This is a genomic window from Streptomyces sp. 1-11 (assembly GCF_007176755.1).
Classification (GTDB): domain Bacteria; phylum Actinomycetota; class Actinomycetes; order Streptomycetales; family Streptomycetaceae; genus Streptomyces.
The window spans coordinates 838386-860831 of the sequence record NZ_BJTV01000001.1 but is presented as its reverse complement, the minus strand read 5'-3'; the positions used below and the strand labels follow the sequence as shown (position 1 = coordinate 860831).

General features: G+C 72.2%; 23 protein-coding genes and 1 pseudogene. 19 read left to right on the top strand and 5 right to left on the bottom strand.

Annotated elements, in window-relative coordinates:
• Positions 1–15: 15 nt before the first annotated feature.
• Positions 16–345 (top strand): annotated as a pseudogene (locus tag TNCT1_RS36110) (site-specific integrase); the annotation flags it as partial.
• Between the two features lie 67 nt (positions 346–412).
• On the opposite strand, the gene TNCT1_RS04000 reads toward TNCT1_RS36110, so the two are convergent.
• Positions 413–850 (bottom strand): hypothetical protein, encoded by a 438-nt coding sequence (locus TNCT1_RS04000; RefSeq protein WP_003974483.1) that lies wholly within the window; start codon positions 848–850, stop codon positions 413–415.
• 503 nt (positions 851–1353) lie between these two features.
• Here TNCT1_RS04000 and hemL point away from each other — a divergent pair.
• The 8 genes from hemL to TNCT1_RS03955 all read left to right on the top strand — a co-directional run bounded on the left by hemL (position 1354) and on the right by TNCT1_RS03955 (position 9559).
• A complete protein-coding gene (hemL, locus tag TNCT1_RS03990; RefSeq protein WP_143628353.1) occupies positions 1354–2673 on the top strand; it encodes a glutamate-1-semialdehyde 2,1-aminomutase in 1320 nt (439 codons plus the stop codon).
• Positions 2670–3386, top strand: coding sequence for a histidine phosphatase family protein (locus tag TNCT1_RS03985; protein WP_143628118.1), 717 nt, complete (start codon positions 2670–2672; stop codon positions 3384–3386). The genes hemL and TNCT1_RS03985 overlap by 4 nt, the downstream gene beginning before the upstream one ends.
• A 126-nt stretch (positions 3387–3512) precedes the next feature.
• Entirely contained in the window at positions 3513–4826 is a 1314-nt protein-coding gene (locus tag TNCT1_RS03980) for a hypothetical protein (protein ID WP_143628351.1), read from the top strand.
• Positions 4827–4929: 103 nt separating this feature from the next.
• A complete protein-coding gene (locus tag TNCT1_RS03975; RefSeq protein WP_143628116.1) occupies positions 4930–5520 on the top strand; it encodes a TlpA disulfide reductase family protein in 591 nt (196 codons plus the stop codon).
• A gap of 1 nt (position 5521) precedes the next feature.
• On the top strand, positions 5522–6295 hold the full coding sequence (locus tag TNCT1_RS03970; protein ID WP_174266129.1) for a cytochrome c biogenesis CcdA family protein: 774 nt from the start codon (positions 5522–5524) through the stop codon (positions 6293–6295).
• Between the two features lie 3 nt (positions 6296–6298).
• The gene (locus tag TNCT1_RS03965) at positions 6299–7993 is read left to right on the top strand and encodes a cytochrome c biogenesis protein ResB (protein WP_143628114.1); all 1695 of its coding nucleotides are present in this window, start codon (positions 6299–6301) and stop codon (positions 7991–7993) included.
• The gene (ccsB, locus tag TNCT1_RS03960; protein ID WP_143628112.1) at positions 7990–9084 is read left to right on the top strand and encodes a c-type cytochrome biogenesis protein CcsB; all 1095 of its coding nucleotides are present in this window, start codon (positions 7990–7992) and stop codon (positions 9082–9084) included. Before TNCT1_RS03965 ends, ccsB begins: the two co-directional genes overlap by 4 nt.
• Before the next feature lie 25 nt (positions 9085–9109).
• Positions 9110–9559 carry a hypothetical protein gene (locus TNCT1_RS03955; protein ID WP_143628110.1) on the top strand — a complete coding sequence of 150 codons (450 nt, stop codon included), beginning with the start codon at positions 9110–9112 and terminating at the stop codon, positions 9557–9559.
• A gap of 49 nt (positions 9560–9608) precedes the next feature.
• Here TNCT1_RS03955 and TNCT1_RS03950 read toward each other — a convergent pair whose 3' ends face one another.
• Positions 9609–10211, bottom strand: a complete 603-nt coding sequence (locus TNCT1_RS03950; RefSeq protein ID WP_143628108.1) for a TetR/AcrR family transcriptional regulator — start codon at positions 10209–10211, stop codon at positions 9609–9611.
• Between the two features lie 121 nt (positions 10212–10332).
• On the opposite strand from TNCT1_RS03950, the gene TNCT1_RS03945 reads away from it, so the two are divergent.
• Positions 10333–12315, top strand: coding sequence for a serine/threonine-protein kinase (locus tag TNCT1_RS03945; RefSeq protein WP_235902293.1), 1983 nt, complete (start codon positions 10333–10335; stop codon positions 12313–12315).
• A gap of 66 nt (positions 12316–12381) precedes the next feature.
• Here TNCT1_RS03945 and TNCT1_RS03940 read toward each other — a convergent pair whose 3' ends face one another.
• Complete coding sequence (locus tag TNCT1_RS03940; protein WP_143628106.1) at positions 12382–12666, bottom strand: PLD nuclease N-terminal domain-containing protein; 285 nt, start codon at positions 12664–12666, stop codon at positions 12382–12384.
• 153 nt (positions 12667–12819) lie between these two features.
• Here TNCT1_RS03940 and TNCT1_RS03935 point away from each other — a divergent pair, with 153 nt between their 5' ends.
• The 9 genes from TNCT1_RS03935 (at position 12820) to TNCT1_RS03895 (ending at position 19998) form a co-directional block, all read left to right on the top strand.
• A complete protein-coding gene (locus TNCT1_RS03935) occupies positions 12820–14277 on the top strand; it encodes a menaquinone biosynthesis decarboxylase (RefSeq protein WP_143628104.1) in 1458 nt (485 codons plus the stop codon).
• Positions 14274–15176 (top strand): menaquinone biosynthesis prenyltransferase MqnP, encoded by a 903-nt coding sequence (gene mqnP, locus TNCT1_RS03930; protein WP_143628102.1) that lies wholly within the window; start codon positions 14274–14276, stop codon positions 15174–15176. The genes TNCT1_RS03935 and mqnP overlap by 4 nt, the downstream gene beginning before the upstream one ends.
• A gap of 82 nt (positions 15177–15258) precedes the next feature.
• Positions 15259–15933: a UbiX family flavin prenyltransferase gene (locus tag TNCT1_RS03925; RefSeq protein ID WP_143628100.1), complete on the top strand. Its 675-nt coding sequence runs from the start codon at positions 15259–15261 to the stop codon at positions 15931–15933.
• Positions 15934–15994: 61 nt separating this feature from the next.
• Complete coding sequence (locus tag TNCT1_RS03920; RefSeq protein WP_143628098.1) at positions 15995–16450, top strand: Lrp/AsnC family transcriptional regulator; 456 nt, start codon at positions 15995–15997, stop codon at positions 16448–16450.
• Positions 16451–16488: 38 nt separating this feature from the next.
• Positions 16489–17652 carry an aminofutalosine synthase MqnE gene (gene mqnE / locus TNCT1_RS03915; RefSeq protein ID WP_143628096.1) on the top strand — a complete coding sequence of 388 codons (1164 nt, stop codon included), beginning with the start codon at positions 16489–16491 and terminating at the stop codon, positions 17650–17652.
• A gap of 32 nt (positions 17653–17684) precedes the next feature.
• Positions 17685–18347, top strand: coding sequence for a UdgX family uracil-DNA binding protein (locus TNCT1_RS03910; protein ID WP_143628094.1), 663 nt, complete (start codon positions 17685–17687; stop codon positions 18345–18347).
• A gap of 16 nt (positions 18348–18363) precedes the next feature.
• Entirely contained in the window at positions 18364–18888 is a 525-nt protein-coding gene (locus tag TNCT1_RS03905) for a GNAT family N-acetyltransferase (protein ID WP_143628092.1), read from the top strand.
• Between the two features lie 98 nt (positions 18889–18986).
• On the top strand, positions 18987–19286 hold the full coding sequence (locus TNCT1_RS03900) for a DUF4229 domain-containing protein (RefSeq protein ID WP_143628090.1): 300 nt from the start codon (positions 18987–18989) through the stop codon (positions 19284–19286).
• Between the two features lie 58 nt (positions 19287–19344).
• Positions 19345–19998 (top strand): TetR/AcrR family transcriptional regulator, encoded by a 654-nt coding sequence (locus tag TNCT1_RS03895; RefSeq protein WP_143628088.1) that lies wholly within the window; start codon positions 19345–19347, stop codon positions 19996–19998.
• 22 nt (positions 19999–20020) lie between these two features.
• Here the strand turns inward: TNCT1_RS03895 and TNCT1_RS03890 are convergent, their stop codons facing one another.
• Positions 20021–20896, bottom strand: coding sequence for a MaoC/PaaZ C-terminal domain-containing protein (locus TNCT1_RS03890; RefSeq protein WP_143628085.1), 876 nt, complete (start codon positions 20894–20896; stop codon positions 20021–20023).
• A 1-nt stretch (position 20897) separates the two neighbouring features.
• The gene (locus TNCT1_RS03885; protein WP_143628083.1) at positions 20898–22199 is read right to left on the bottom strand and encodes a 3-oxoacyl-ACP reductase; all 1302 of its coding nucleotides are present in this window, start codon (positions 22197–22199) and stop codon (positions 20898–20900) included.
• Positions 22200–22446: the final 247 nt, after the last annotated feature.

The following is a 22446-nucleotide window of genomic DNA, read 5'->3' as shown; positions in this document are numbered from 1 at the left end:
CGCCAGTGCAGGCCGGCTGCCGCCAGCGTGATCCCTCTCCGCGAACGCGGGGCGAGGTACCCCAAGGCGGCGCCCCCGAAGACGGGATGCACCCTCCGGCACGCGTACGCCTACGCCTCCGTGCTTTTAGACGCGGGGGAGAGCATCAAGGCGCTCTCCGAGTACCTCGGCCACTCGGACCCGGGCTTCACGCTCCGGACGTACACGCACTTGCCGCCGTCCAGCGAGACGCGGGCCCGCAAGGCGACAGACGACGTCTTCACCGAAGCCCCGGCAGCAGAGGCTCAGGGCACCCCAGTGCCCCCGGAGAAACCCATGTGCCCCCTATGTGTCCTGGCCGCCTGACGGCTCACCTCGGGCACTAGCGAGAGCGGGACCCGAAAGCCCCGCCCGGACCCACCGAAACCCCAGGTCAGGGCCACACAAGGCAGTACGGCTGATGCCCCGCCTCGTGCAGCCGGTGCGAGAAGTCCTGCCACTCGTGCAGCAACTGGTACACGTTGAACGCGTCCCGGGGGCCGCCCCGGTCCGGGACCGTCGACCAGATGAACGCCGCCGCGCCCACGGCCTCCTCGCCGATGCCGCGCAGGGGGTCGACGACCGTCATGGGCAGCTTGACGACGGCGTAGTCGGGGTGCAGGACGACCAGTTCCAGGGGCGGCACCTTGTGCAGCGGGACACCCTCGATGCCGGTCAGCACCATGGCGGCCATCGTCTCCGGCTTGATCTTGGTGAACATGCCGTTCATGCCCAGCTCGTCGCCGCCGAGTTCCTCGGGACGCATCGAGATGGGGACGCGGGCCGCGGTCGCGCCGTCCGGCGCGCCGAAGTATTTGTACGTCACCCCCACCCGACCACCATTCCTGCCTACCGCCCGTGACCGGTCGATCCGCCGGTCGTACCGCTCGGGCTCGCCCGGTACACCCTGTGTCTGATGTGCGTCGGCCTGACGTGCCTCGGTCGTTTCCTCCACCTCGCGCCGGTGCCTTCCCCGCCGGGCGCGTCGAGGACCCAGGTCGTCAGTCCCCTCGCCCAGTCCGCCACCGCGATGCATATCTCCACCCGACTGCTTTTCTAGGACGCGTGGCCCCCGCCGCGCAACCCGATCATCGTGTCAGTGACCTCCCCCACGGCCGCCCGCCGAAACGTGCGGCGAAACACCAGTCCGCGGGTTCCTCCCGGTCACTGATCACTACGTGCCGTATGAGCTGTGTGTATCAGCTCTCAGTCTCGCAGATGGCGCGGCTGTGACCCGGAGGTCGGCCGCTCGCCCCCCGGACGGCGGCCTACCCTGAGGTGGTCACCACGCAACCGGAGTCCGAGATGCCGGAGAAGCCGCACGTCATGAGCGCCATGAGCGAACTGCCCTATCCCTACGAAGCGCCCGCGTCGCAGGCGCTCTTCGACCGTGCGTCGGCCGTCACGCCGGGCGGCGTGAACTCGCCGGTGCGCGCCTTCCGCGCCGTGGGCGGCACGCCCCGGTTCATGGTCTCCGGCAAGGGGCCCTACCTGACCGACGCCGACGGACGCGAGTACGTCGACCTCGTGTGCTCCTGGGGGCCGATGATCCTCGGCCACGCGCACCCCGAGGTGATCGCCGCGGTGCAGGAGGCCGTCGCCCGCGGAACCTCCTTCGGCACCCCGGGCGAGGGCGAGGTCGCCCTCGCCGAGGAGATCGTCGCGCGGGTCGAGCCCGTGGAGGAGGTGCGGCTGGTCAGCAGCGGCACCGAGGCGACGATGTCGGCGATCCGGCTCGCCCGCGGCTTCACCCAGCGCTCCAAGGTCATCAAGTTCGCCGGCTGCTACCACGGCCACGTGGACTCGCTGCTGGCCGCCGCCGGGTCCGGTGTCGCGACCTTCGCGCTGCCGGACACGCCGGGTGTCACCGGCGCCCAGGCCGGCGACACGATCGTGCTGCCGTACAACGACCTGGAGGCCGTGCAGGAGGCCTTCCACCGGCACCCGGGGGAGATCGCCTGCGTGATCACCGAGGCCTCGCCGGGCAACATGGGCGTCGTGCCGCCGGCGCCCGGCTTCAACCAGGGACTCAAGGACGCGTGCCGCAGGCACGGCGCCCTCTACATCTCCGACGAGGTGATGACCGGGTTCCGGACCAGCCGCGCCGGGTGGTACGGCGTCGACGGGGTCAAGCCCGACCTGATGACCTTCGGCAAGGTCATGGGCGGCGGCTTCCCCGCAGCGGCGTTCGGCGGCCGGGCCGACGTCATGGCCCACCTCGCGCCCGCGGGCCCCGTCTACCAGGCCGGCACCCTCTCCGGCAATCCCGTCGCCACCGCCGCCGGGCTCGCCCAGCTCCGGCTGCTCGACGACGCGGCGTACGAGACGGTCGACGCCGTCTCCACGCAGATCCAGAACCTCGTCACCGAGGCGCTTGGCAAGGAGGGCGTCGCGCACCGGCTGCAGACCGCCTCCAACATGTTCTCGGTGTTCTTCACCGACCGGCAGGTGCGCGACTACGAGGACGCCAAGCGGCAGGAGTCGTTCCGCTACACCGCCTTCTTCCACTCGCTGCTGTCGAACGGCGTCTACCTGCCGCCGTCGTCCTTCGAGTCCTGGTTCGTGTCCACGGCCCACGACGAGCGGGCCATCCAGAAGATCGCCGACGCCCTCCCGGCGGCGGCCCGAGCGGCCGCGGAGGCCACGGCAGCATGAGCAGCAGCGCGAGCACCAACGGCAGCGAGCAGGACATCACCGTCGTCCACCTCATGCGGCACGGCGAGGTCGAGAACCCGGACGGCGTCCTCTACGGGCGGCTGCCCGGCTACCACCTGTCCAAGCTGGGCCGGAAGATGGCCGACCGGGTCGCCGAGCACCTCTCCACCCGGGACGTCACGCACGTCTGCGCCTCCCCGCTGGAGCGCGCGCAGGAGACCGCCACCCCGATCGCCAAGGCGCACGGTCTGGAACTGGCCGCCGACGCCCGGCTCATCGAGGCCGACAACGTCTTCCAGGGCAAGACCTTCGGGGTCGGGGACGGCGCGCTGCGCAACCCCGACAACTGGAAGCACCTCGTCAACCCGTTCCGGCCGTCCTGGGGCGAGCCGTACATCGACCAGGTCGTGCGCATGATGGGCGCGCTGCACACCGCCAAGGACCGGGCCCGCGGGCACGAGGCGGTGCTGGTCAGCCACCAGCTCCCGATCTGGACCGTGCGGTCGTACGTCGAGAAGCGGCGGCTGTGGCACGACCCGCGCAAGCGGCAGTGCACGCTGGCGTCGCTGACGACCTTCACCTTCCAGGGCGACCGGATCGTCTCCGTCGGCTACTCCGAGCCCGCCATCGACCTGGTCCCGGCGCACCTGCGGGCCGGCGCCAAGCCCCAGAAGGGCAAGGGGACGGCGCAGGGCAAGGCCTTCGGAGCCTGAACCGCGGTCCGGGCCACCCTTTTGCCGGGCCTGTTACGAAAAGCACAAAGAAGTACCGGAACCTCCCCGAGCGTCACGCCCTCTGACTGGGTGACCACCAGCAGGCGTGACGAATCGGGGATCTCCATGCGCACCTTCTCCCGGACCGACCGGATGCTCTCCCGCAGGGGAGCGCTGGGCCTCGGCGCGGGCGCGGCGGCCGCCGCCTCGCTGGCCGGCTGCGGGAGCCTCAAGTCCTCGGACGAGAGTGGGCCCCGGTCCGGTTCCGGCCACGAGGGCGGCGGCGGGGGCGGCGCGGGCAAGGGCGGGAGCACGGCGCGTCCGGCCCGGCCCATCGGCGACGGCTCCACCTCGTTCACCGGCCGGCAGCCGCACCAGCCCGCGAAGCCCGAGCCGCTGGAGCCGGGCCAGACGCCCCCGCAGTTCGTGATCTTCTCCTGGGACGGCGCCGGCGAGGTCGGCAACGGTCTCTTCCCGCGCTTCCTGGACCTCGCCCGGGAACACGGCGCGAGCATGACGTTCTTCCTCTCCGGGCTGTATCTGCTGCCGGAGTCGAAGAAGCGGCTCTACGACCCCCCGAACAACCCGCGCGGCGCCTCCGACATCGGCTACCTCAGCGACCCCCACATCAGGTCGACCCTGGCCAACGTGCGCCGGGCCTGGCTGGAGGGGCACGAGATCGGCACCCACTTCAACGGGCACTTCTGCGCCGGCTCCGGCTCGGTCGGCAACTGGACGCCGCAGCAGTGGCGGAGCGAGATACGGCAGGCCACGTCCTTCGTGAAGGAGTGGCGGACCAACACCGGCTGGACCGACCTGCCGCCGCTGCCGTTCGACTACGACAAGGAGCTGACCGGCGGCCGCACCCCCTGTCTGCTCGGCCAGAACAACCTGCTGCCCGCCGCCCGCGAGCTGGGCTGGCGCTACGACGCCTCCTCGCCGGGCGGACGCCAGGTGTGGCCGCTGAAGCGGAGGGGGATCTGGGACCTGCCGCTGCAGCAGATACCTTTCCCCGGACGCTCCTTCGAGGTCCTGTCCATGGACTACAACATGCTCGCCAACCAGTCCGTCAACTCGACCAACGCGCCCGCCTACAACCACCCGCGCTGGCGCGCCCAGTCCGCCCAGGCCTACATCCAGGGCTTCGAGCGGGCATACGGGACCAACCGGGCACCCTTCTTCATCGGCAACCACTTCGAGCAGTGGAACGGCGGCATCTACATGGACGCCGTGGAGCAGGCCTTCAAGCACATCGCGCGCGAGAAGGAGAAGGGCGGGGACGTCCGGCTGGTCTCCTTCCGGCAGTTCGTGGACTGGATGGACGCGCAGAAGCCCGAGGTGCTCGCCCGGCTGCGCACCCTGGAGGTGGGGCAGCGGCCCGCCGGGGGCTGGAAGGAGTTCCTGCGGGACGCCAGGCCGACCGCGGGCGCCACCGCGTGAGGAATCGCCCGTGATGTCCCGTGTAAATAGCTCCTGAAATGCGGTTTTCCACCCGACAGGGGGGTGCGCGAGATCGCCGGAACAGGCATGCGAAACTTTTCACATGAGTACCCGTAGCCGCGCCCTCCTGCTCAGCGCCACGGCCGCCGTCGCGGCCCTGACCCTGTCCGCGTGCGGCAACGGCGGCACCTCCGGCGGAGGCGGCAACACCAACTTCGTCACCGGCAACAACGGCATCGACACCGCCGCCCAGGGCAAGCGCTCCGCCGCGCCCGACCTGTCGGGCAAGACCCTCGACGGCAAGAACCTCGACATCGCCGACTACAAGGGCAAGGTCGTCGTCGTCAACGTCTGGGGTTCCTGGTGCGGGCCGTGCCGCGAGGAGGCCCAGTACTTCTCCAAGGTCTCCAAGGCGTACGAGGGCAAGGGCGTGCAGTTCGTGGGGATCAACACCCGCGACACCAGCACCACCCCGGCGCTCGCCTTCGAGCGGGAGCACGGGATCGGCTACCCGAGCCTGTACGACCCGACCGGCAAGCTGATGCTCCGCTTCAAGAAGGGCACGCTCAACCCGCAGCTCATCCCCTCCACGCTCGTCATCGACAAGGACGGGAAGGTCGCCGCGCGGGCGCTGGAGGCGCTCGACGACACGGCGCTGCTGAAGATGCTCAAGCCGGTCCTCGCGGAGAAGTGACGTGAGCGACCTCCTGACCCTCGCAGCGGTGACGAGCCGGAACGGGACCGTCCTCAACGGCGCCCTGCTGGTGGCCCTGCCCGTCGCGGTGCTCGGCGGCCTCGTCTCGTTCTTCTCCCCGTGCGTGCTGCCCCTCGTCCCCGGTTACCTGTCCTACGTGACCGGCGTCACCGGCGCCGACCTGCAGGAGGCCCGGCGGGGCCGGATGGCGGCGGGCGCCGCGTTGTTCGTGCTCGGCTTCACGGCCGTGTTCGTCTCCGGCGGGGCACTGTTCGGCTTCTTCGGGGCCACGCTGCAGGAGTACAAGGGCACGCTGTCCAAGGTGCTCGGCGTGCTCATGATCCTGCTGGGCGTGTTCTTCATGGGGCTGATGCCCTGGCTCACCCAGCGTGAGTTCCGCTTCCACCGGCGACCCGCCACGGGCCTGGTGGGCGCGCCCGTGCTCGGCGCCCTGTTCGGTATCGGCTGGACGCCCTGCATCGGCCCCACCCTCGCCTCCGTCGTCGCCCTGTCGTCCCAACAGGCGAGCGCCGGCCGCGGTGCCGTGCTGACCGTCGCCTACTGCCTGGGCCTCGGCGTGCCCTTCGTCCTCACCGCGGTCGCCTTCCGCAAGGCGCTCGGCGCCTTCGGCTGGGTCAAGCGCCACTATGTCTGGGTGATGCGCGCCGGCGGCACGATGATGATCGTGACCGGTGTGCTGCTGCTGACCGGGGCCTGGGACCACCTGGTGAACGAGATGCAGAGCTGGTCCGACGGCTTCACTGTGGGGATCTGATCGATGAGCACAACCGAAACCGACAAGGGCCGCGAGCAGGAGGAACTGGGGGCGGCCGGCTCCCGGCTGTCCACCGCTCCGCAGGAGGAGGCGGTGAGCCTGCCGGGCCTCGGGGTCATCGGCTGGGCCCGCTGGTTCTGGCGGCAGCTCACCTCCATGCGGGTGGCGCTGCTGCTGCTCCTGCTGCTCTCGCTCGGCGCGATCCCCGGCTCGCTGATCCCGCAGACCGGCGCCGACGCCACCAAGGTCGACGCGTTCCGCGCGGCCCACAAGACGCTCGCGCCGGTCTACGACAAGCTCGGCCTCTTCCACGTCTACAGCTCGGTGTGGTTCTCCGCGATCTACATCCTGCTGTTCGTCTCCCTCATCGGGTGCATCGTCCCGCGCACCTGGCAGTTCGTCGGCCAGCTCCGCGGCCGTCCGCCGGGCGCGCCCAGGCGCCTGGACCGGCTGCCCGCCTACACCACCTGGCGCACCGAGGCCGACCCCGAGCAGGTCCGCGAGGCCGCGCTCGCGCTGGTGCGCAGGCGCCGCTTCCGGGCCCACGTCGCCGGTGACGCCGTCGCCGCCGAGAAGGGCTACGTGCGCGAGCTGGGCAACCTGGTCTTCCACATCGCGCTGATCGTGCTGCTGGTCGCCTTCGCCTCGGGCCAGATGTACAAGTCGGACGGCACCAAGCTGATGGTCGAGGGCGACGGCTTCTCCAACGCCCTGCCGATGTACGACGACTTCAAGTCCGGCAGCCTGTTCACCACCGACGACCTGTCGCCGTTCAGCTTCAGCCTGAAGGACTTCAAGGGCACCTACGAGCTGACCGGACCCAACCGCGGCACCCCGCGCACCTTCCAGGCGAAGGTCGCCTACAGCGAGGGCGCCGACGGCAAGGAGCGCTCCACGACCGTCAAGGTCAACGAGCCGCTGAAGATCGGCGAAGCCAAGGTCTACCTCGTCAGCCACGGCTACGCGCCCGTCATCACCGTCCGCGACGGCAAGGGCGAGGTCGTCTACCAGGACGCCGTGCCGCTGCTGCCGCTCGACGGCAACGTCACCTCGCAGGGCGTGATCAAGGTGATGGACGGCTACCGCGACGCCCAGGGCAAGAAGGACCAGCTCGGCGTCCGGGCCTTCTTCCTGCCGACCTACGGCGGCGGCGCCTCGGTGCTCTCGCAGTTCCCGGCGCTGCTGAACCCCGTGCTGAACCTGGAGCCGTACCACGGCGACCTCGGCGTCAACTCGGGCATCCCGCAGAGCGTGTACCAGCTCGACAAGACCCACATGAAGGGCTTCAAGGACGCCCAGGGCCGGCAGCTCCGGGGCAACCTCAAGCCGGGGCAGACCCTGAAGCTCCCGGACGGCGCCGGCTCGATCACGCTGGAGAAGGACGTCAAGGAGTGGGCCGGCTTCGAGATCGTCCAGGAGCCGGGCGGCGGCTGGGCGCTCGTCGGCGCGCTCGGCGCGATCTTCGGCCTGGCCGCCTCCCTGTTCATCCAGCGCCGTCGTGTGTGGGTGCGCGCGGTGCGCGGCGCCGACGGCGTCACCGTGGTCGAGATGGCCGGGCTCGGCCGCAGCGAGTCCGCCAAGCTGCCCGAGGAACTGGGCGACCTCGCCGCGAACCTCTACGACCGGGCGCCGGGGGCACCGGACCCCGACGACTCCACCCCATCCCCCGCTGGACCTGCCGAAGGGGCTGAGAAGTGAATCTCGCCGCCGCAACCAACGAACACCTGGCGAGCATCAGCAACACGCTGATCTACTCGTCCATGGCCGTCTACACGCTCGCCTTCTTCGCGTACATCGCCGAGTGGCTGTTCGGCAGCCGCAGCAAGGTCGGCCGCACGGCCGCCGCGCTGACCGCCACGGCCGCCGGCGGCGGCGAGCGCCGGGCGGGCGCGCCCGCCGTCACCGTCAAGAGCGCCGGCGGGACCGCCGTACTGGAGCGGCCGAAGGTCGTCGTGCGCTCCGCCTCCGGCGCCCGGGACGTGCCGGACGGGCCGGGCGCGCACGGCGGCGACGAGCAGGGCGACCTGTACGGCCGGATCGCCATCTCGCTCACCGTGCTCGCCTTCCTGGTGGAGCTCAGCGGCGTCGTCGCCCGCGCGGCCTCCGTGGAGCGGGCGCCGTGGGGCAACATGTACGAGTTCAACATCACCTTCTCCACGGTGGCCGTCGGCGTGTACCTCACGCTGCTGGCGCTGAGGAAGAACGTGCGCTGGCTCGGCCTGTTCCTGATCACCACGGTGCTGCTCGACCTCGGTCTGGCCGTGACCGTGCTGTACACCGCGAGCGACCAGCTCGTCCCGGCGCTGCACTCGTACTGGCTGTACATCCACGTCTCCACGGCGATCTTCTGCGGCGCGGTGTTCTACGTCGGCGCGGTCGCCACGATCCTGTACCTCTTCAAGGACTCCTACGAGAACAAGCTGGAGTCCGGCGGCACGCCCGGCCGCTTCGCGCGCTCGGTGCTGGAGCGGCTGCCCGCCTCGGCCTCGCTGGACAAGTTCGCCTACCGTGTCAACGCGGCCGTCTTCCCGCTGTGGACGTTCACGATCATCGCGGGCGCGATCTGGGCGGGCGACGCCTGGGGCCGCTACTGGAACTGGGACCCCAAGGAGACCTGGTCCTTCATCACCTGGATCGCCTACGCCTGCTACCTGCACGCGCGGGCCACGGCCGGCTGGAAGGGTCGCAAGGCCGCCTACCTGGCGCTCATCGCCTTCGGCTGCTGGCTGTTCAACTATTACGGCGTCAACATCTTCGTCACCGGCAAGCACTCCTACGCGGGCGTGTGACGCCCCGGTCGGTGACACTGGTGCCATGAGCGGTTCCATCGAACAGGGCACCAGCCAGACGCACGGGAACACGCACATACTCCACTTCCTGGTGCGGCTCCCGAGGACCATGGAAGAGGTCTGGACGGCGGTGGCCACGCCCGCGGGACTCGCGGGCTGGTTCACCGCCGTCGACGTTCTCGAGCCCAGACTCGACGGGGAGGTCGCCTTCCGGGAGCTGGGCGCCGGGCGGGTCACCGCCTGGGACGTGGACCGGGTCGCCGAGTACACCGTGGCGGGCGGCCGGCTGCGGTTCCACCTGGAGCGTGAGCGGCAGTCGGGCTGCGTGCTGCGCTTCACCCACGAGTTCCAGGGCGAGGGCCAGTCGGAGGCCGCCTGGCGCACCAGGTTCGAACGGCTGATCGGGAACCTGGGGTCCGCGCCCCCGCCGCCCGGTCAGGAGCCTGCGGAGCCCCTTCCGGGGCAGTACACCTGACCCCGTCGCGGGCCCGGGTCCGCGACCGCCAAGGCCGCCGCGCCCGTCCTCAGCGCGGTTCCGCCGCGACCGCGCGCCAGATGCGGTCCGGCAGGAGCAGGGCCGCCTCGTCCAGGTCGACGTCGTCGATGCCGGACAGCCAGCGGCGGGCGACCGCGGTGACCGGTCCGAGGATCAGCGACTCGATCAGGGGCGGCGCGAGCGGGACGAGTTCCCCGGAGTCGACGTGTCCCTGCGCCCACTGGGCGAGGGGCGAAAGCCGGGCCTCCTGGGCGTCGCGGATCTCCTTGCCGTCCGCCATGCCCCGGCGGTCGGCGGAGGCGGAGTGCAGCAGCAGGGCCGCGTCCCGATGGGTCTGGACGAAGCCCAGGTAGGCCCCGACCAGGGCGCGGATGCCGGTGTGCGCGGTGCGGGTGCCCTCGAGGGCGCCGGTCAGTTCCGCCAGCAGCCGGCCGAGCCAGCGCGTCAGCAGCGCGTTCAGCAGGCCGTCGATGCTGCCGAAGTGGTGGTAGAGGCTGCCCGGGCTGACGCCGCTCGCCCGGGTGAGTGCGCCCACCGTCAGTCCCTGGTCGCCCGCCTCGGCGTACACGCGCAGCGCGGCGTCCAGGAGGTGTTCGACGGTGGCCTCGCCCCGCTGCTGTTTGCGGCTCATTCTGGAATACTTTTCTAGAAACGTTTTCTGGAACAGTGTGGTGGTGCACCGCACCGGTGCACCATCCTCACACCCGAGACCGGATTTCCGAACATATGACGCAGCACGCAGGGGGAACGCGTTGAACGGGGAAGACAACGGGGTCGAGCCGCTGGAAGCCGGCGATCCCCGGCGGATCGGCCCGATCCCGCTCGTCGGGCGGCTCGGGTCCGGCGGCATGGGACGGGTCTACCTCGGCGTGCACGAGGGCCGGTACGCGGCCGTCAAGCAGGTGCTGCCGTCCGTGGTGGGCGAGGACGAGGACTTCGTCCGGCGCTTCGGGCACGAGCTGGACAACCTCGCCCGGCTCCCCGCCAGGGCCACCGCGCCGCTGCTGGCCGGCGACCGCGCCGCGCGGCCGCCGTGGTTCGCCACCGCGTACGTGCCCGGGCTGACCCTGCGCGAGGCCCTGGAGGCGCACGGCGGGCCGCTGCCGCCCGAGGCGCTGTGGCTGCTGCTGCGGGAGGCGGCGGCGGGGCTCGCGGCGGTGCACGAACTGGACATGGTGCACCGGGACGTCAAGCCGTCCAACGTCATGCTGACCCTGGACGGCGTCACCCTCATCGACTTCGGGGTCGCCCGGGCCGCCGAGCAGAGCCAGCTCACCCGCACCGGCATGGTGGTCGGCACCCCCGCCTACATGTCCCCGGAACAGGCCTCCGGGGCGCGGCGGCCGACCGGGGCGGTGGACGTCTTCGCGCTGGGCTCCGTGATGGCCTACGCGGCCAGCGGGCGACCGCCGTTCGGGGACGAGTCCGGGCACGGCGTGCTGTACCGCATCGTGCACGAGCAGCCCGACCTCGAAGGGCTGCGCGAGGCCGACGCGGAGCTGGCCGACGTGGTCGCCTCCTGCCTGGACAAGGACCCGCGCAGCCGTCCCACGGCCGCCGGGCTCCTCGAACTGGCCGCGGGCCGCGGGCCGTCCGAGCCCCCGCTGTGGCCCGCGTCCCTCATGGCGCCCCTGGCCGGGCGGGCGGCGTTCGCGGCGGCGGTGCCGGAGGTGACCGAGCCGGACCCCGGCACCGAGGCGGACCCCGGCACCGAGCCGGAGCCGGGGCCGGTGCCCGAGGCGGTCGTGGCGCCCGGGCCCGGCCGCGAGGAGCGGCGGCGGCGCACCCGTCTGCTGGCGGTGGTCGTCCCGGTGGTCGTCGTGGCCGGTGCGGCGACCCTGGCCTTCCAGCTCGTCCCGTACGCCTCCGGCTCCGGCGACGCGGCCGCCGGCGGCAGGCCCGGAGCCTCGGCGCCGGCGGCGGCAGGTCCTTCGGCGCCGGACCGGTCCGCCTCCGCGAGCGCTTCCGCGAGTGCCTCCGCGAGCGGGAAGCCGGACGGCGGGCGTTCGGCGGGCCCGTCCGGCAGGAAGAAGGCGGACGGCGGACGCGGGCGGGACGAGGGCGGCGAGGACCCGCAGGGCGGCTCCGGCGGCTCGGGCTCGTCCGGCGGCGGCAGCGGCGGCGGCACCGGTGGAGGCGACGCGGCCGCCGGCGGCGGGAGTCCGGGCGGTGGCAGCGGCGGCTCCGGCGGTTCCGGCGGCTCCTCCACGGGCGGCTCCTCGTCCGGCGGCTCCTCCGCGGGCGGCTCCTCGTCCGGCGGCTCCTCCTCCGGCGGTTCCTCGTCGGGCGGGTCCGGGTCGTCCTCCGGCGGTTCCTCGTCGGGCGGGTCGTCCTCCGGCGGTTCCTCGTCCGGGGGCGCCTCCACGGCCCCGGGTCAGGGCGCTTTCCGCCTCAAGAACGGTGAGAACGGCAAGTGTCTGGTCCAGGTCTACGGCGCCACGGACGTCGGCGCCTGCTCCGGCTCCGGCGCCTACTGGACCTTCAGGAGCGCTGGCAACGGCACGGTCAAGGTCGTCAACCGGTCGGGCGCGTGCCTGCGGGCCAACTTCGTCGGCCAGACCGTCGTCACCGGTGACTGTGCCTCAGGCGGCAGCCCGGACCTGTGGCGTACCGGTTCCGGCGGCACCCTCAAGAGCGAGTTCAACGGCGCCTGCCTGGACCTGGCCTTCGGCGGGGGCGTCGCCAGCAGGCCCTGCCAGTCCGGGACCGCCTCGCAGAGCTGGGCCCACACCTGACGGCCCGCCGGATCCGCCCCCGGCCCGGGGCCGTCCGAGGCGACGAGCGGCCCCGGGTGCGGCGGCTCAGTCGTTCCCGGGGTCGTCCCGTTCGAGGGACTTCAGGAACTCGGGGTTGTCGTCGGGGGCGACCCAGCCCGAGCCGCCCGGGGACGCGCCGGCCGGCTGCCGGACCCTGCCGGTGATCAGCCAGGCGACCGGGCCGACCAGCACCCAGCCGAAGACCAGGACGACGAGCAGCCACGCGCCCTTCGGCAGGTGGCGCACCTCTTCCTCAGGGGTGTTCAGGCAGTCGACGAAGGCGTAGATCCACAGCGCCAGCACCAGCAGGGCGGGCAGATACCTGAGCATGACGTGCGATCTCCCGAAGGGTGTGGGACGGCCCCGGTGACGGGCCCAGGCTATCGGGTGACGGCCGCGCCGGTCCCGGGACCGGCTCCCCGGACCCCCGGCCGGGCAGGGGCGGGCGCGGGACGCAGCGGTACGTCGGCGATACTTGGGCACATGGCTTACGACGATCTTCGCTCCCTGCTCAGGGCGCTGGAGCGCGAGGGAGACCTCAAGCGCATCAAGGCCGAGGTCGACCCGTACCTGGAGGTCGGGGAGATCGTCGACCGGGTCCAGAAGTCGGGCGGCCCGGCGCTGCTGTTCGAGAACGTGAAGGGCTCGGCGATGCCCCTCGCGATGAACGTCTTCGGCACCGACCGGAGGCTGCTGAAGGCGCTCGGCCTGAAGTCGTACGGCGAGATCTCCGAGAAGATCGGCGGGCTGCTGCGGCCCGAGCTGCCGCACGGGTTCGTGGGCGTGCGCGAGGCGTTCGGCAAGCTCGGCGCGATGGCGCACGTGCCGCCGAGGAAGGTCAAGCCGGACAACGCGCCCGTGCAGGAGGTCGTGCTGCACGGCGAAGAGGTGGACCTCGACCGGCTTCCGGCGCTGTTCACCTGGCCCGAGGACGGCGGCTCCTTCTTCAACCTGGGCCTGACCCACACCAAGGACCCCGAGACCGGCGTCCGCAACCTCGGCCTGTACCGGCTGCAGCGGCACGACAAGCGCACCATCGGCATGCACTGGCAGATCCACAAGGACAGCCGGAACCACTACCAGGTGGCGGCCCGGCGCGGCGAGCGGCTGCCCGTCGCCATCGCCTTCGGCTGCCCGCCCGCCGTGACCTACGCCTCCACCGCCCCGCTCCCCGGTGACATCGACGAGTACCTCTTCGCGGGGTTCCTCGCGGGCAAGCGGATCGAGATGGTCGACTGCAAGACGGTCCCGCTCCAGGTCCCGGCGAACGCCGAGGTCGTGCTGGAGGGCTGGCTGGAACCCGGCGAGATGCTGCCCGAGGGCCCCTTCGGCGACCACACCGGCTTCTACACCCCGCAGGAACCCTTCCCGGCGCTGACCATCGACTGCGTGACGATGCGCAGGCGGCCGCTGCTGCAGTCGATCGTGGTCGGCAGGCCGCCCACCGAGGACGGCCCCCTCGGCCGCGCCACGGAGCGCTTCTTCCTGCCGCTGCTGAAGATCATCGTCCCGGACATCGTGGACTACCACCTGCCCGAGGCCGGCGGCTTCCACAACTGCGCGATCGTCTCGATCGACAAGAAGTACCCCAAGCACGCGCAGAAGGTGATGCACGCGGTCTGGGGGGCGCACATGATGTCCCTGACCAAGCTGATCGTGGTCGTGGACGCCGACTGCGACGTGCACGACCTGCACGAGGTCGCCTGGCGCGCCCTCGGCAATACGGACTACGCCCGCGACCTCACGGTCGTCGAGGGCCCCGTCGACCACCTGGACCACGCCTCCTACCAGCAGTTCTGGGGCGGCAAGGCGGGCATCGACGCCACGCGCAAGTGGCCCGAGGAGGGCTACACCCGTGACGGCGGCTGGCCGGAGATGGTCCTGTCGGACCCGGATACGGCGGCCCTGGTGGACCGCCGCTGGAAGGAGTACGGCCTGTGAGCAGCGCCTCCGCGGCACTTCCGCGGCCGGGACGCACCAAGGCGTTCCTGCGCCTGGTGATGATCGAGCACTCGGTCTTCGCGCTCCCCTTCGCCTACATCGCCGCCCTCACCGCGATGTTCCAGCTCGACCGGAACATCCACTGGGTCCGGCTGCTGCTCGTCACCGTCTGCATGGTGGGCCTGCGCACGTTCGCGATGGCGGTCAACCGGATCATCGACCGCGAGATCGACGCCCGCAATCCGCGCACGGCCCACCGCGAACTGGTCACCGGCGCGATGTCGGTGCGGCACGCCTGGACCGGCGCGCTGGTCGCGCTCGTGGTCTTCCTGGGCTCGGCGGCGCTGCTGAACCCGCTGTGCCTGGCCCTGGCGCCGATCGCGGTGATCCCGATGGTGGTCTACCCGTACGGCAAGCGGTTCACGAACTTCCCGCAGGCCATCCTGGGTCTGGCCCAGGCGATGGGCCCGGTCGGCGGCTGGCTGGCGATCACCGGCGAGTGGTCCTGGAACGCGGTGATCCTCGGTCTGGCCGTCGGCGTCTGGATCGGCGGCTTCGACCTGATCTACGCCTGCCAGGACGTCGAGACCGACCGTGCGATCGGCGTCAGGTCGGTGCCGGCCCGCTTCGGCATCCCGGCTGCCATCTGGGGCGCCCGCGCCTGTCACACCGTCACCACGGCGCTGTTCGTCTGGTACGCCCTCGCCACCGACGCCGGCGCCTTCTTCTGGCTGGGCCTGATCGTCGTGGCCGGCGCCTTCGGTTACGAGCACACCATCGTCCGCCCGCACGACCTGTCCCGTTTGAACAGGGCGTTCTTCAGCGTCAACGGTTTCATCGGCATCGCCCTGTTCGTGTGCGCGCTGCTGGACCTGCTGGTGCGGGGCCTGACGGTCTAGGTCGTGTCCGCAAAGTCCCGCCTGCGCCGCGGTCGGGCCGACCCGCCCTGAAGGCGGTTCGGTCCGCCGGTACGCTCAAGGTGTGAACGCAGGAGAATCGCAGCGCGCGCCTTGGATCGTGGGGGTGTCCGGAGCTTCCGGGACGCCGTATGCGGCAGCCGTGCTGCGGGCGCTGCTGGACGCCGGTGAGGCGGTCGACCTGGTGGTCAGCCGCGCCTCGCGGCTGACGCTGCTGGACGAGACGGGGATCTCGTTCCGGGACGCGCACTGGCAGGAGGACCTGCGGGAGTGGCTGGCCCGCGGGGCCGACGGCAAGCCGGGGACGTTCGAGGCGGACGTCAGCGGGGTGCGGTACTGGGGCGCGGGTGACCTCGCGGCGGGGCCCTCCTCCGGGTCGTACCCGGCGCGCGGCATGCTGATCGTCCCGGCGTCCACGGCCTGTGTCGCCGGCGTCGCCCTCGGCCTCTCCAAGGACCTGCTGCAGCGCGCCGCGAGCGTCACACTGAAGGAACGCCGGCCGCTCGTCGTGGCCGTGCGGGAGACCCCCCTGAACGGCCAGACCCTGCGGCACCTCGTGGCGCTGGACGACGCGGGCGCGAGCGTGGTGCCGGCCTCGCCCGCCTTCTACGCGGGCGCCACCCACATCCAGGACCTGGTGGACTTCGTCGCCGGGCGGGTGCTGGACGCGGCGGGCGTCGGACACGGCCTGTACCGGCGCTGGAAGGGCGAGCTGGGCGGCGGCACAGCGGGCCGGTAGCGGAGCAAGTCGCAGTACCTCTCATCACTTCGGGAACTCTTCAGCGGAAGGTTTCGATCGCATGGACGCGGTGGACAGGCAGCTCATCCAGGCCCTGAGGGAGAACGGCCGGGCCTCCTACGCGGAGCTGGGGCGCCTCGTCGGCCTGTCGGGACCCAGCGTCACCGACCGCATCAACCGGCTGGAGGCGGCCGGTGTCATCACCGGGTACCGCGCCACCGTGGACTCGGCCTCCCTCGGCCTCGGCGTGATCGCGCTGATCGGCATCTCGCTGTCCGACGCCGCCGACCACGAGGACGTGGCGCAGCGGCTGCGGGACCTGCCCGAGATCGAGGACTGCTGGTTCATCGCCGGCGACGACTCGTTCATGCTCAAGGTGCGCTCCACGGACGTGGACGGGCTGGAGAAGACGATCCGGCGGCTGAGCGGCACCAAGGGCGTCTCCCGGACCCGGACCACGATCGTGCTGTCCACGAAGTGGGAGAACCGGGTCGGCGAGCTGCCCGAAGAGGTCTAGGGATACCGTTGGTCGGGCTGTCGGAGAAAGGTGTTGGCATGGACGTCGGGCTCAAGCGCGAGCTGGAGGAGAAGGTCCGCTCCGGTGAGCGGCTGACCCGTGAGGACGGCATCGCGCTGTACGAGTCGGACGATCTGGCCTGGCTCGGCGGTCTCGCCCACGAGGTACGCACCCGCAAGAACGGTGACGTGGTCCACTTCAACGTCAACCGGCACCTCAACATGACCAACGTGTGCACGGCCTCCTGCGCCTACTGCTCCTTCCAGCGCAAGCCGGGGGAGAAGGACGCGTACACGATGCGCATCGAGGAGGCGGTCAAGCTCGCCAAGGCGATGGAGTCGGAGAACCTCACCGAGCTGCACATCGTCAACGGCCTGCACCCGAACCTGCCGTGGCGGTACTACCCGCGTTCGCTGCGGGAGCTGAAGGCCGCGCTGCCGGAGGTGTCGCTGAAGGCGTTCACGGCCACGGAGATCCACCACTTCGAGACCATCTCCGGGCTCAGCGCCTCCGAGATCCTCGACGAGCTGATCGACGCCGGCCTGGAGTCCCTGACCGGCGGCGGCGCCGAGATCTTCGACTGGGAGGTCCGGCAGCACATCGTGGACCACCGCACCCACTGGGAGGACTGGTCCCGCATCCACCGGCTGGCGCACGAGAAGGGCCTGAAGACCCCGTGCACCATGCTCTACGGGCACATCGAGGAGCCCCGGCACCGCGTCGACCACGTGCTGCGGCTGCGTGAACTGCAGGACGAGACCGGCGGGTTCCAGGTCTTCATCCCGCTGCGCTACCAGCACGACTTCGTGGACATGAAGGACGGCAAGGTCCGCAACCGGCTCCAGGCGCGCACCCAGATGGCGACCGGCGCGGAGGCGCTGAAGACGTTCGCCGTCTCCCGGCTGCTGTTCGACAACGTCCCGCACGTGAAGGTGTTCTGGGTGATGCACGGCGTGCAGACCGCCCAGCTCGCCCTCCAGCACGGCGCCGACGACATGGACGGCTCGGTGGTGGAGTACAAGATCACCCACGACGCCGACAACTACGGCACCCCGAACAAGCTGACCCGCGAGGACCTGCTCGACCTGATCCGGGACGCCGGCTTCCGCCCGGTGGAGCGCAACACCCGCTACGAGATCATCCGCGAGTACGACGGCCCGGACCCCCTGCGCCGTGAGTCCCCGCAGGCCATGCGGATCTGAGCCGGCTCCGGCCCCCGGGGTACCCGGGGGCCATGAGCCCGAGCAGCACCGGCCCCGAGGACCGGTACACCGCCGCCCCCTTCGTCCCGGACGGAGCCGGGCTCGACGCGCTGCGCCGCGCCGCCGCCGGCTGCCGCGGCTGCCCCCTGCACCGGGACGCCACCCGGACCGTCTTCGGGGAGGGCGAGGCCGGCGCCCGGGTGATGCTCGTCGGGGAGCAGCCCGGCGACCAGGAGGACCGGCAGGGCCGGCCGTTCGTCGGCCCCGCCGGTCGGCTGCTGGACCGCGCGCTCGCGGAGGCGGGTCTGGACCCGGCGGACGCGTACGTCACCAACGCCGTCAAGCACTTCAAGTTCACCCGGTCCGGACCGGGCAAGCGGCGGATCCACAAGGCGCCCAGCCTGCGTGAGACCACGGCCTGCGGACCCTGGCTCGCGGCCGAGCTGGCCCTGGTGGAGCCCGAGCTGGTCGTGGTGCTGGGCGCCACGGCCGGGAAGGCGCTGCTCGGCTCGTCGTTCCGGGTGGGCGAGGTGCGCGGCACCCTGCTGGAGCGGGAGATCCACGGGCGGCCGCGGCGGCTGCTCCCGACGGTGCATCCGTCGTCGGTGCTGCGGGCCCGGGACCAGGACCGCGAGGCGGCGTACGAGGGGCTGGTGGCCGACCTGAGGACCGCCGCCCGAGCCCTGGCGAAGTAATAGATACACTGGCCCTATGCCCCTTACCTTCACCCTCGATCCCGCGATCACCCCTGCCCTCCACCAGGGTCTGCTCACCCTGTGGACGGACGTGACGAACGCGGGCGGAGCCGTCGGGTTCGTGGCCCCGGTGACGCGGGACGACATACGCCCGGCGCTGGTGAAGCAGCTCGCGGCGCTGGGCGGCGGCGGCATGCGGCTGCTCGTCGGGCACGACGAGGCGGGCGAGGTCGCGGCCACCGCGTTCGTCTCCTTCAACACGCACCGGCTGCAGACCCACTGGGTCTGGCTGTACACCGTGATGGTCCACCCCCGGCACCAGGGCAAGGGGTACGGCCGCGACCTGATGGCGGCCGCCGAGGAAGCGGTCCGCGGCTTCCCGGGCATCGACGCGATCCGGCTCGGCTGCCGGGGCGGCCACGGCCTGGAGCACTTCTACGCCGCCTGCGGCTACAAGGAGGTCGGCCGGGTGCCCGGCGCCATCCGCGTCGCCCCCGACGACCACCGCGACGACATCATCATGCTGCTGCCACTCGCCTGACGCCGAGACCCGCCGGGAGGACCGGCCGCCGGACGTGCTTCACTGGACGGAGTTCCTCATGGGATTTCGGACCGTACGACACAGAAGAGTGGATTGAGATGCTCCGCTACTCGCTGATGCGCCTCGGCGTCTTCGCCGGCTGCCTCGTGGTCGTCTGGGGAGCCGTCTACTCCGGCATCTTCCCGCGTGGCTTCGGCGACTCCAACTTCCTGTGGGTGCTGCTGCTCGCGCTGGTGCTGTCGGCGCCGATCAGCTGGGTGGTGCTGCGCCGGGAGCGGGACCGCGCCTCGGTGCAGATCGTCAGCAAGGTGGACCGGATGAAGGCCAACCTGGAGTCCAACCGCAGCCAGGAGGACGTGGCGGACGACAGCACCCGGGCGCACAGCCAGGCCTCCTGAGGCCGCGGCCGCCGCTTACGGGCCGGACGGCCCCGGCGGCCCAACTAGGCTTCTCCCCATGGGTGCCGTGAAGACCAAGCGGATGCCGCGCGCGGTGCGGGAGCAGCAGATGCTCGACGCCGCCGTACGGATCTTCGGCCGGCGCGGGTACATGGCCGCGTCCATGGACGAGATCGCCGACCTGGCGGGCGTGTCCAAGCCGTTGGTGTACCTCTACCTGAACTCCAAGGAAGAACTCTTCACCGCGTGCATCCGCCGCGAGGCCGCGGCGCTGTCCGACGCCGTCCGCACCGGCGTGCGCGGTGACCTGCCCGCCGACCGCCAGCTGTGGGACGGGCTCCAGGCGTTCTTCGCGCACACCGCCGAGCATCCCGACGGCTGGGCCGTGCTGCACCTCCAGGCCCGCACCCACGGGGAGACGTTCGCCGCCGAGGTCACCGCGATGCGCGAGGAGATCGTCGCGTTCGTGACCCGGCTGATCGCCGTCGCGGCCCGCGAGGCCCACCGTGACCCGGACCTCGCCGAGCGCGAGGTCGCCGGGCTGGCCGAGGCCCTGGTCGGCGCCGCCGAGTCCCTGGCCGCCTGGGCGAACGCCACCCCCAGCACCACGGCACGCCAGGCGGCGGCCACCCTGATGAACTTCGCCTGGGCGGGCCTGGGCAACCTGATGCAGGGGCGGCCCTGGAGCCCGCCGCGGTCCGAGGAGGACTGAGGGACCCGGACCCGCCGGGGCCCTACGGCGTCAGTGGCCCCACCTCGCCGGTCAGGTGCAGCCGGTCCCCGGCCCCGCGCAGCTCGAACCGGCCGGCGCCGTCCGTGCCGTAGGACACGGTGCCGGGCAGCAGCACCGGCGCGCGGAACCGGGCCTCGACCCGGGCCGCCTCGGGCGTGCCGTGCGCGGCCAGACAGCGGGCCACCGTCCACATGCCGTGCGCGATGGCGCGCGGGAAACCGAAGAGGCGGGCGGTCAGCGGGTGCAGATGGATGGGGTTGCGGTCACCGGACGCGGCGCCGTACCGGCGGCCGAGGTCGTCGGCCAGCCGCCACCGGCCCGCCACCGCGAGCGGCGGCCGCGGTTCCCCGCGCTCCGCGTCCGGCCCGCGCTCCTCGGGCGCGCCGCCGGTCCGGTGCCGGGCGAGATAGGTGCTGCGCGACTCCCACACGGCGTCCCCGCCGGCCCGCAGCTCGGTGACCACCGTGGCCTCGGTGCCGCGCCGGTGCGGGGCCAGCCCGGCGACGCGCACGGCGAGTTCGTACTCACCGGTGGCCGGCAGGCCGGTGCGCCGGACGATCCCGATCGAGGTGTGCACCAGGCCGAGCAGCGGCAGCGGGAAGTCCCGCCCGCTCATCAGCCGCATGGCCAGCGGGAAGCCGAGGACGTGCGGGTAGGTGACGGGCAGGGCGTCCGCCTCGCCGGCGGCGCCGGGGGCGAAGCCGCAGATCCGCTCGTAGGCGGCCAGCCGGGCGAGGTCGACGCGCAGGCCGGGCAGGACCAGGCGGGCGCGCGGGAAGTCCGCCTCCGGGGACGGGCGCTTGAAGGGCGAGCGCAGGGCGCCGCGGGCCAGCGACGGGGCCAGCGCGGGGGCGGCGGACAGGGTGACGGCGGTCATCTCACGCTCCCAGCAGGCTCTGGCCGCACACGCGGACGACCTGGCCGTTGACCGCCCCGGAGGCCGGGTGGGCGAGCCAGGCGGTGGTCTCGGCGACGTCGGCCGGCAGGCCTCCTTGCGCGAGGGAGTTCATCCGGCGGCCGGCCTCCCGGATGAACAGCGGGATCGCGGCCGTCATCCGGGTCTCGACGAACCCGGGCGCGACGGCGTTCACGGTCACCCCGTGCTCGGCCAGCGCGCGCGGCGCGAGGGACCGTACGAGCCCCACGACGCCCGCCTTGCTCGCACCGTAGTTGGTCTGGCCCGCGTTGCCCGCGAGCCCGGCGATGGAGGCGGTGGCCACGATCCGGCCGCCGGAGCGCAGCGCGCCCTTGGCGAGCAGGGCGTCCGTGGTGCGCAGCACGCTGCCCAGGTTCACCTCCAGCACCGTGCTCCAGCGGTCCGCGGGCATGTTGACCAGGCGCCGGTCCCGGGTGATGCCCGCGCTGTGGATCAGGGCGTCCAGCCCGTCGGGGAGGGCGCCGGCGATGCGCTCGCCCGCGTCGTCGGCGGTGATGTCGAGGGCGAGGGCCGTGCCGCCGAGCCGGTCGGCGACCCGGCGGGCGTCCGCCTCGGCGGCGGGCACGTCGAGCACGACGACATGGGCGCCGTCCCGGGCCAGCGTGCCGGCGACGGCCTCGCCGATCCCGCGCGCGGCGCCGGTGACCAGCGCGGTGCGCCCGGCGAGCGGCTTCGCCCAGTCGGCCGGTGCGGTGGCCGGTCCGGCGCCCACCTCGACCACCTGGCCGCTGACGTAGGCCGACCTGGGCGAGAGCAGGAAGCGCAGGGTGGACTCGGCGGCGGCCGCGTCGGTCAGCCGGACCAGGTTCACCGTCCTGCCCCGGCCGATCTCCTTGCCGAGCGAGCGGGTGAGCCCCTCGAGGGCCTGCTGGGCGGCGGCCTGGTGGTGGTCGGCGGGGTCGAGCGGGGCGCCCAGCACCAGGACCCGGCCGCTCGGCGCGACGGAGCGCACGACGGGATGCAGGGCCGCGTGCACCTCGGCGAGCGAGCCGACGTCGCGTACGCCGGTGGCGTCCAGAACGACGGCGGCCGGGTCCCGGTCGCCGGCGGTGAGTCCGGTGCGGGCGAGCACGGGGGCCAGGTCCAGGGCGGAGGGCCCCGCCGTCAGATGCAGCAACGGGCCGTCCAGCGAGGGGTGTTCGGCGGACCAGCGGCGCAGCTCGGCCGGCTGGGGCAGGCCCAGGCGCCGGGTGAGGAAACGGCCCGGCGCCGTGCCGGCGAAGCTCAGGTAGCGGTCGGCCACGTCCAACTCCCGTGCGACTCGGTCGAAGTTGCTTACTCTGGAGTAAGGTTACCGGAGGTAAGCCTATGTCACGGCTGAGGGGCAGGTCGAGATGAGTCCCCTCGCAACCCCGTCCGAGCCGCCCCGGGTGCGGCGCGTCGCGGTGATCGGCGAGCCCGTGAGCCCGTATGCCCGTGTGTCCGTGTGTCCGTGTGTCCGTGAGCCAGCGAGTCCGCGGTTCCGTGAGCCCGTGGGACCACCGACCGCG

What these genes read in the sequence shown, in the direction of transcription:
- TNCT1_RS03940 (WP_143628106.1), bottom strand. Translation starts at nt 12,666, where the DNA reads ATGCTCAGGTATCTGCCCGCCCTGCTGGTGCTGGCGCTGTGGATCTAC.
- TNCT1_RS03955 (WP_143628110.1), top strand. Translation starts at nt 9,110, where the DNA reads ATGAGCGGTTCCATCGAACAGGGCACCAGCCAGACGCACGGGAACACG.
- TNCT1_RS03980 (WP_143628351.1), top strand. Translation starts at nt 3,513, where the DNA reads ATGCGCACCTTCTCCCGGACCGACCGGATGCTCTCCCGCAGGGGAGCG.
- TNCT1_RS03900 (WP_143628090.1), top strand. Translation starts at nt 18,987, where the DNA reads ATGCTCCGCTACTCGCTGATGCGCCTCGGCGTCTTCGCCGGCTGCCTC.
- TNCT1_RS03920 (WP_143628098.1), top strand. Translation starts at nt 15,995, where the DNA reads ATGGACGCGGTGGACAGGCAGCTCATCCAGGCCCTGAGGGAGAACGGC.
- TNCT1_RS03950 (WP_143628108.1), bottom strand. Translation starts at nt 10,211, where the DNA reads ATGAGCCGCAAACAGCAGCGGGGCGAGGCCACCGTCGAACACCTCCTG.
- TNCT1_RS03935 (WP_143628104.1), top strand. Translation starts at nt 12,820, where the DNA reads ATGGCTTACGACGATCTTCGCTCCCTGCTCAGGGCGCTGGAGCGCGAG.
- mqnE (WP_143628096.1), top strand. Translation starts at nt 16,489, where the DNA reads ATGGACGTCGGGCTCAAGCGCGAGCTGGAGGAGAAGGTCCGCTCCGGT.
- TNCT1_RS03975 (WP_143628116.1), top strand. Translation starts at nt 4,930, where the DNA reads ATGAGTACCCGTAGCCGCGCCCTCCTGCTCAGCGCCACGGCCGCCGTC.
- hemL (WP_143628353.1), top strand. Translation starts at nt 1,354, where the DNA reads ATGAGCGAACTGCCCTATCCCTACGAAGCGCCCGCGTCGCAGGCGCTC.
- TNCT1_RS03890 (WP_143628085.1), bottom strand. Translation starts at nt 20,896, where the DNA reads ATGACCGCCGTCACCCTGTCCGCCGCCCCCGCGCTGGCCCCGTCGCTG.
- TNCT1_RS03905 (WP_143628092.1), top strand. Translation starts at nt 18,364, where the DNA reads ATGCCCCTTACCTTCACCCTCGATCCCGCGATCACCCCTGCCCTCCAC.
- TNCT1_RS03910 (WP_143628094.1), top strand. Translation starts at nt 17,685, where the DNA reads ATGAGCCCGAGCAGCACCGGCCCCGAGGACCGGTACACCGCCGCCCCC.
- TNCT1_RS03895 (WP_143628088.1), top strand. Translation starts at nt 19,345, where the DNA reads ATGGGTGCCGTGAAGACCAAGCGGATGCCGCGCGCGGTGCGGGAGCAG.
- TNCT1_RS03965 (WP_143628114.1), top strand. Translation starts at nt 6,299, where the DNA reads ATGAGCACAACCGAAACCGACAAGGGCCGCGAGCAGGAGGAACTGGGG.
- TNCT1_RS03985 (WP_143628118.1), top strand. Translation starts at nt 2,670, where the DNA reads ATGAGCAGCAGCGCGAGCACCAACGGCAGCGAGCAGGACATCACCGTC.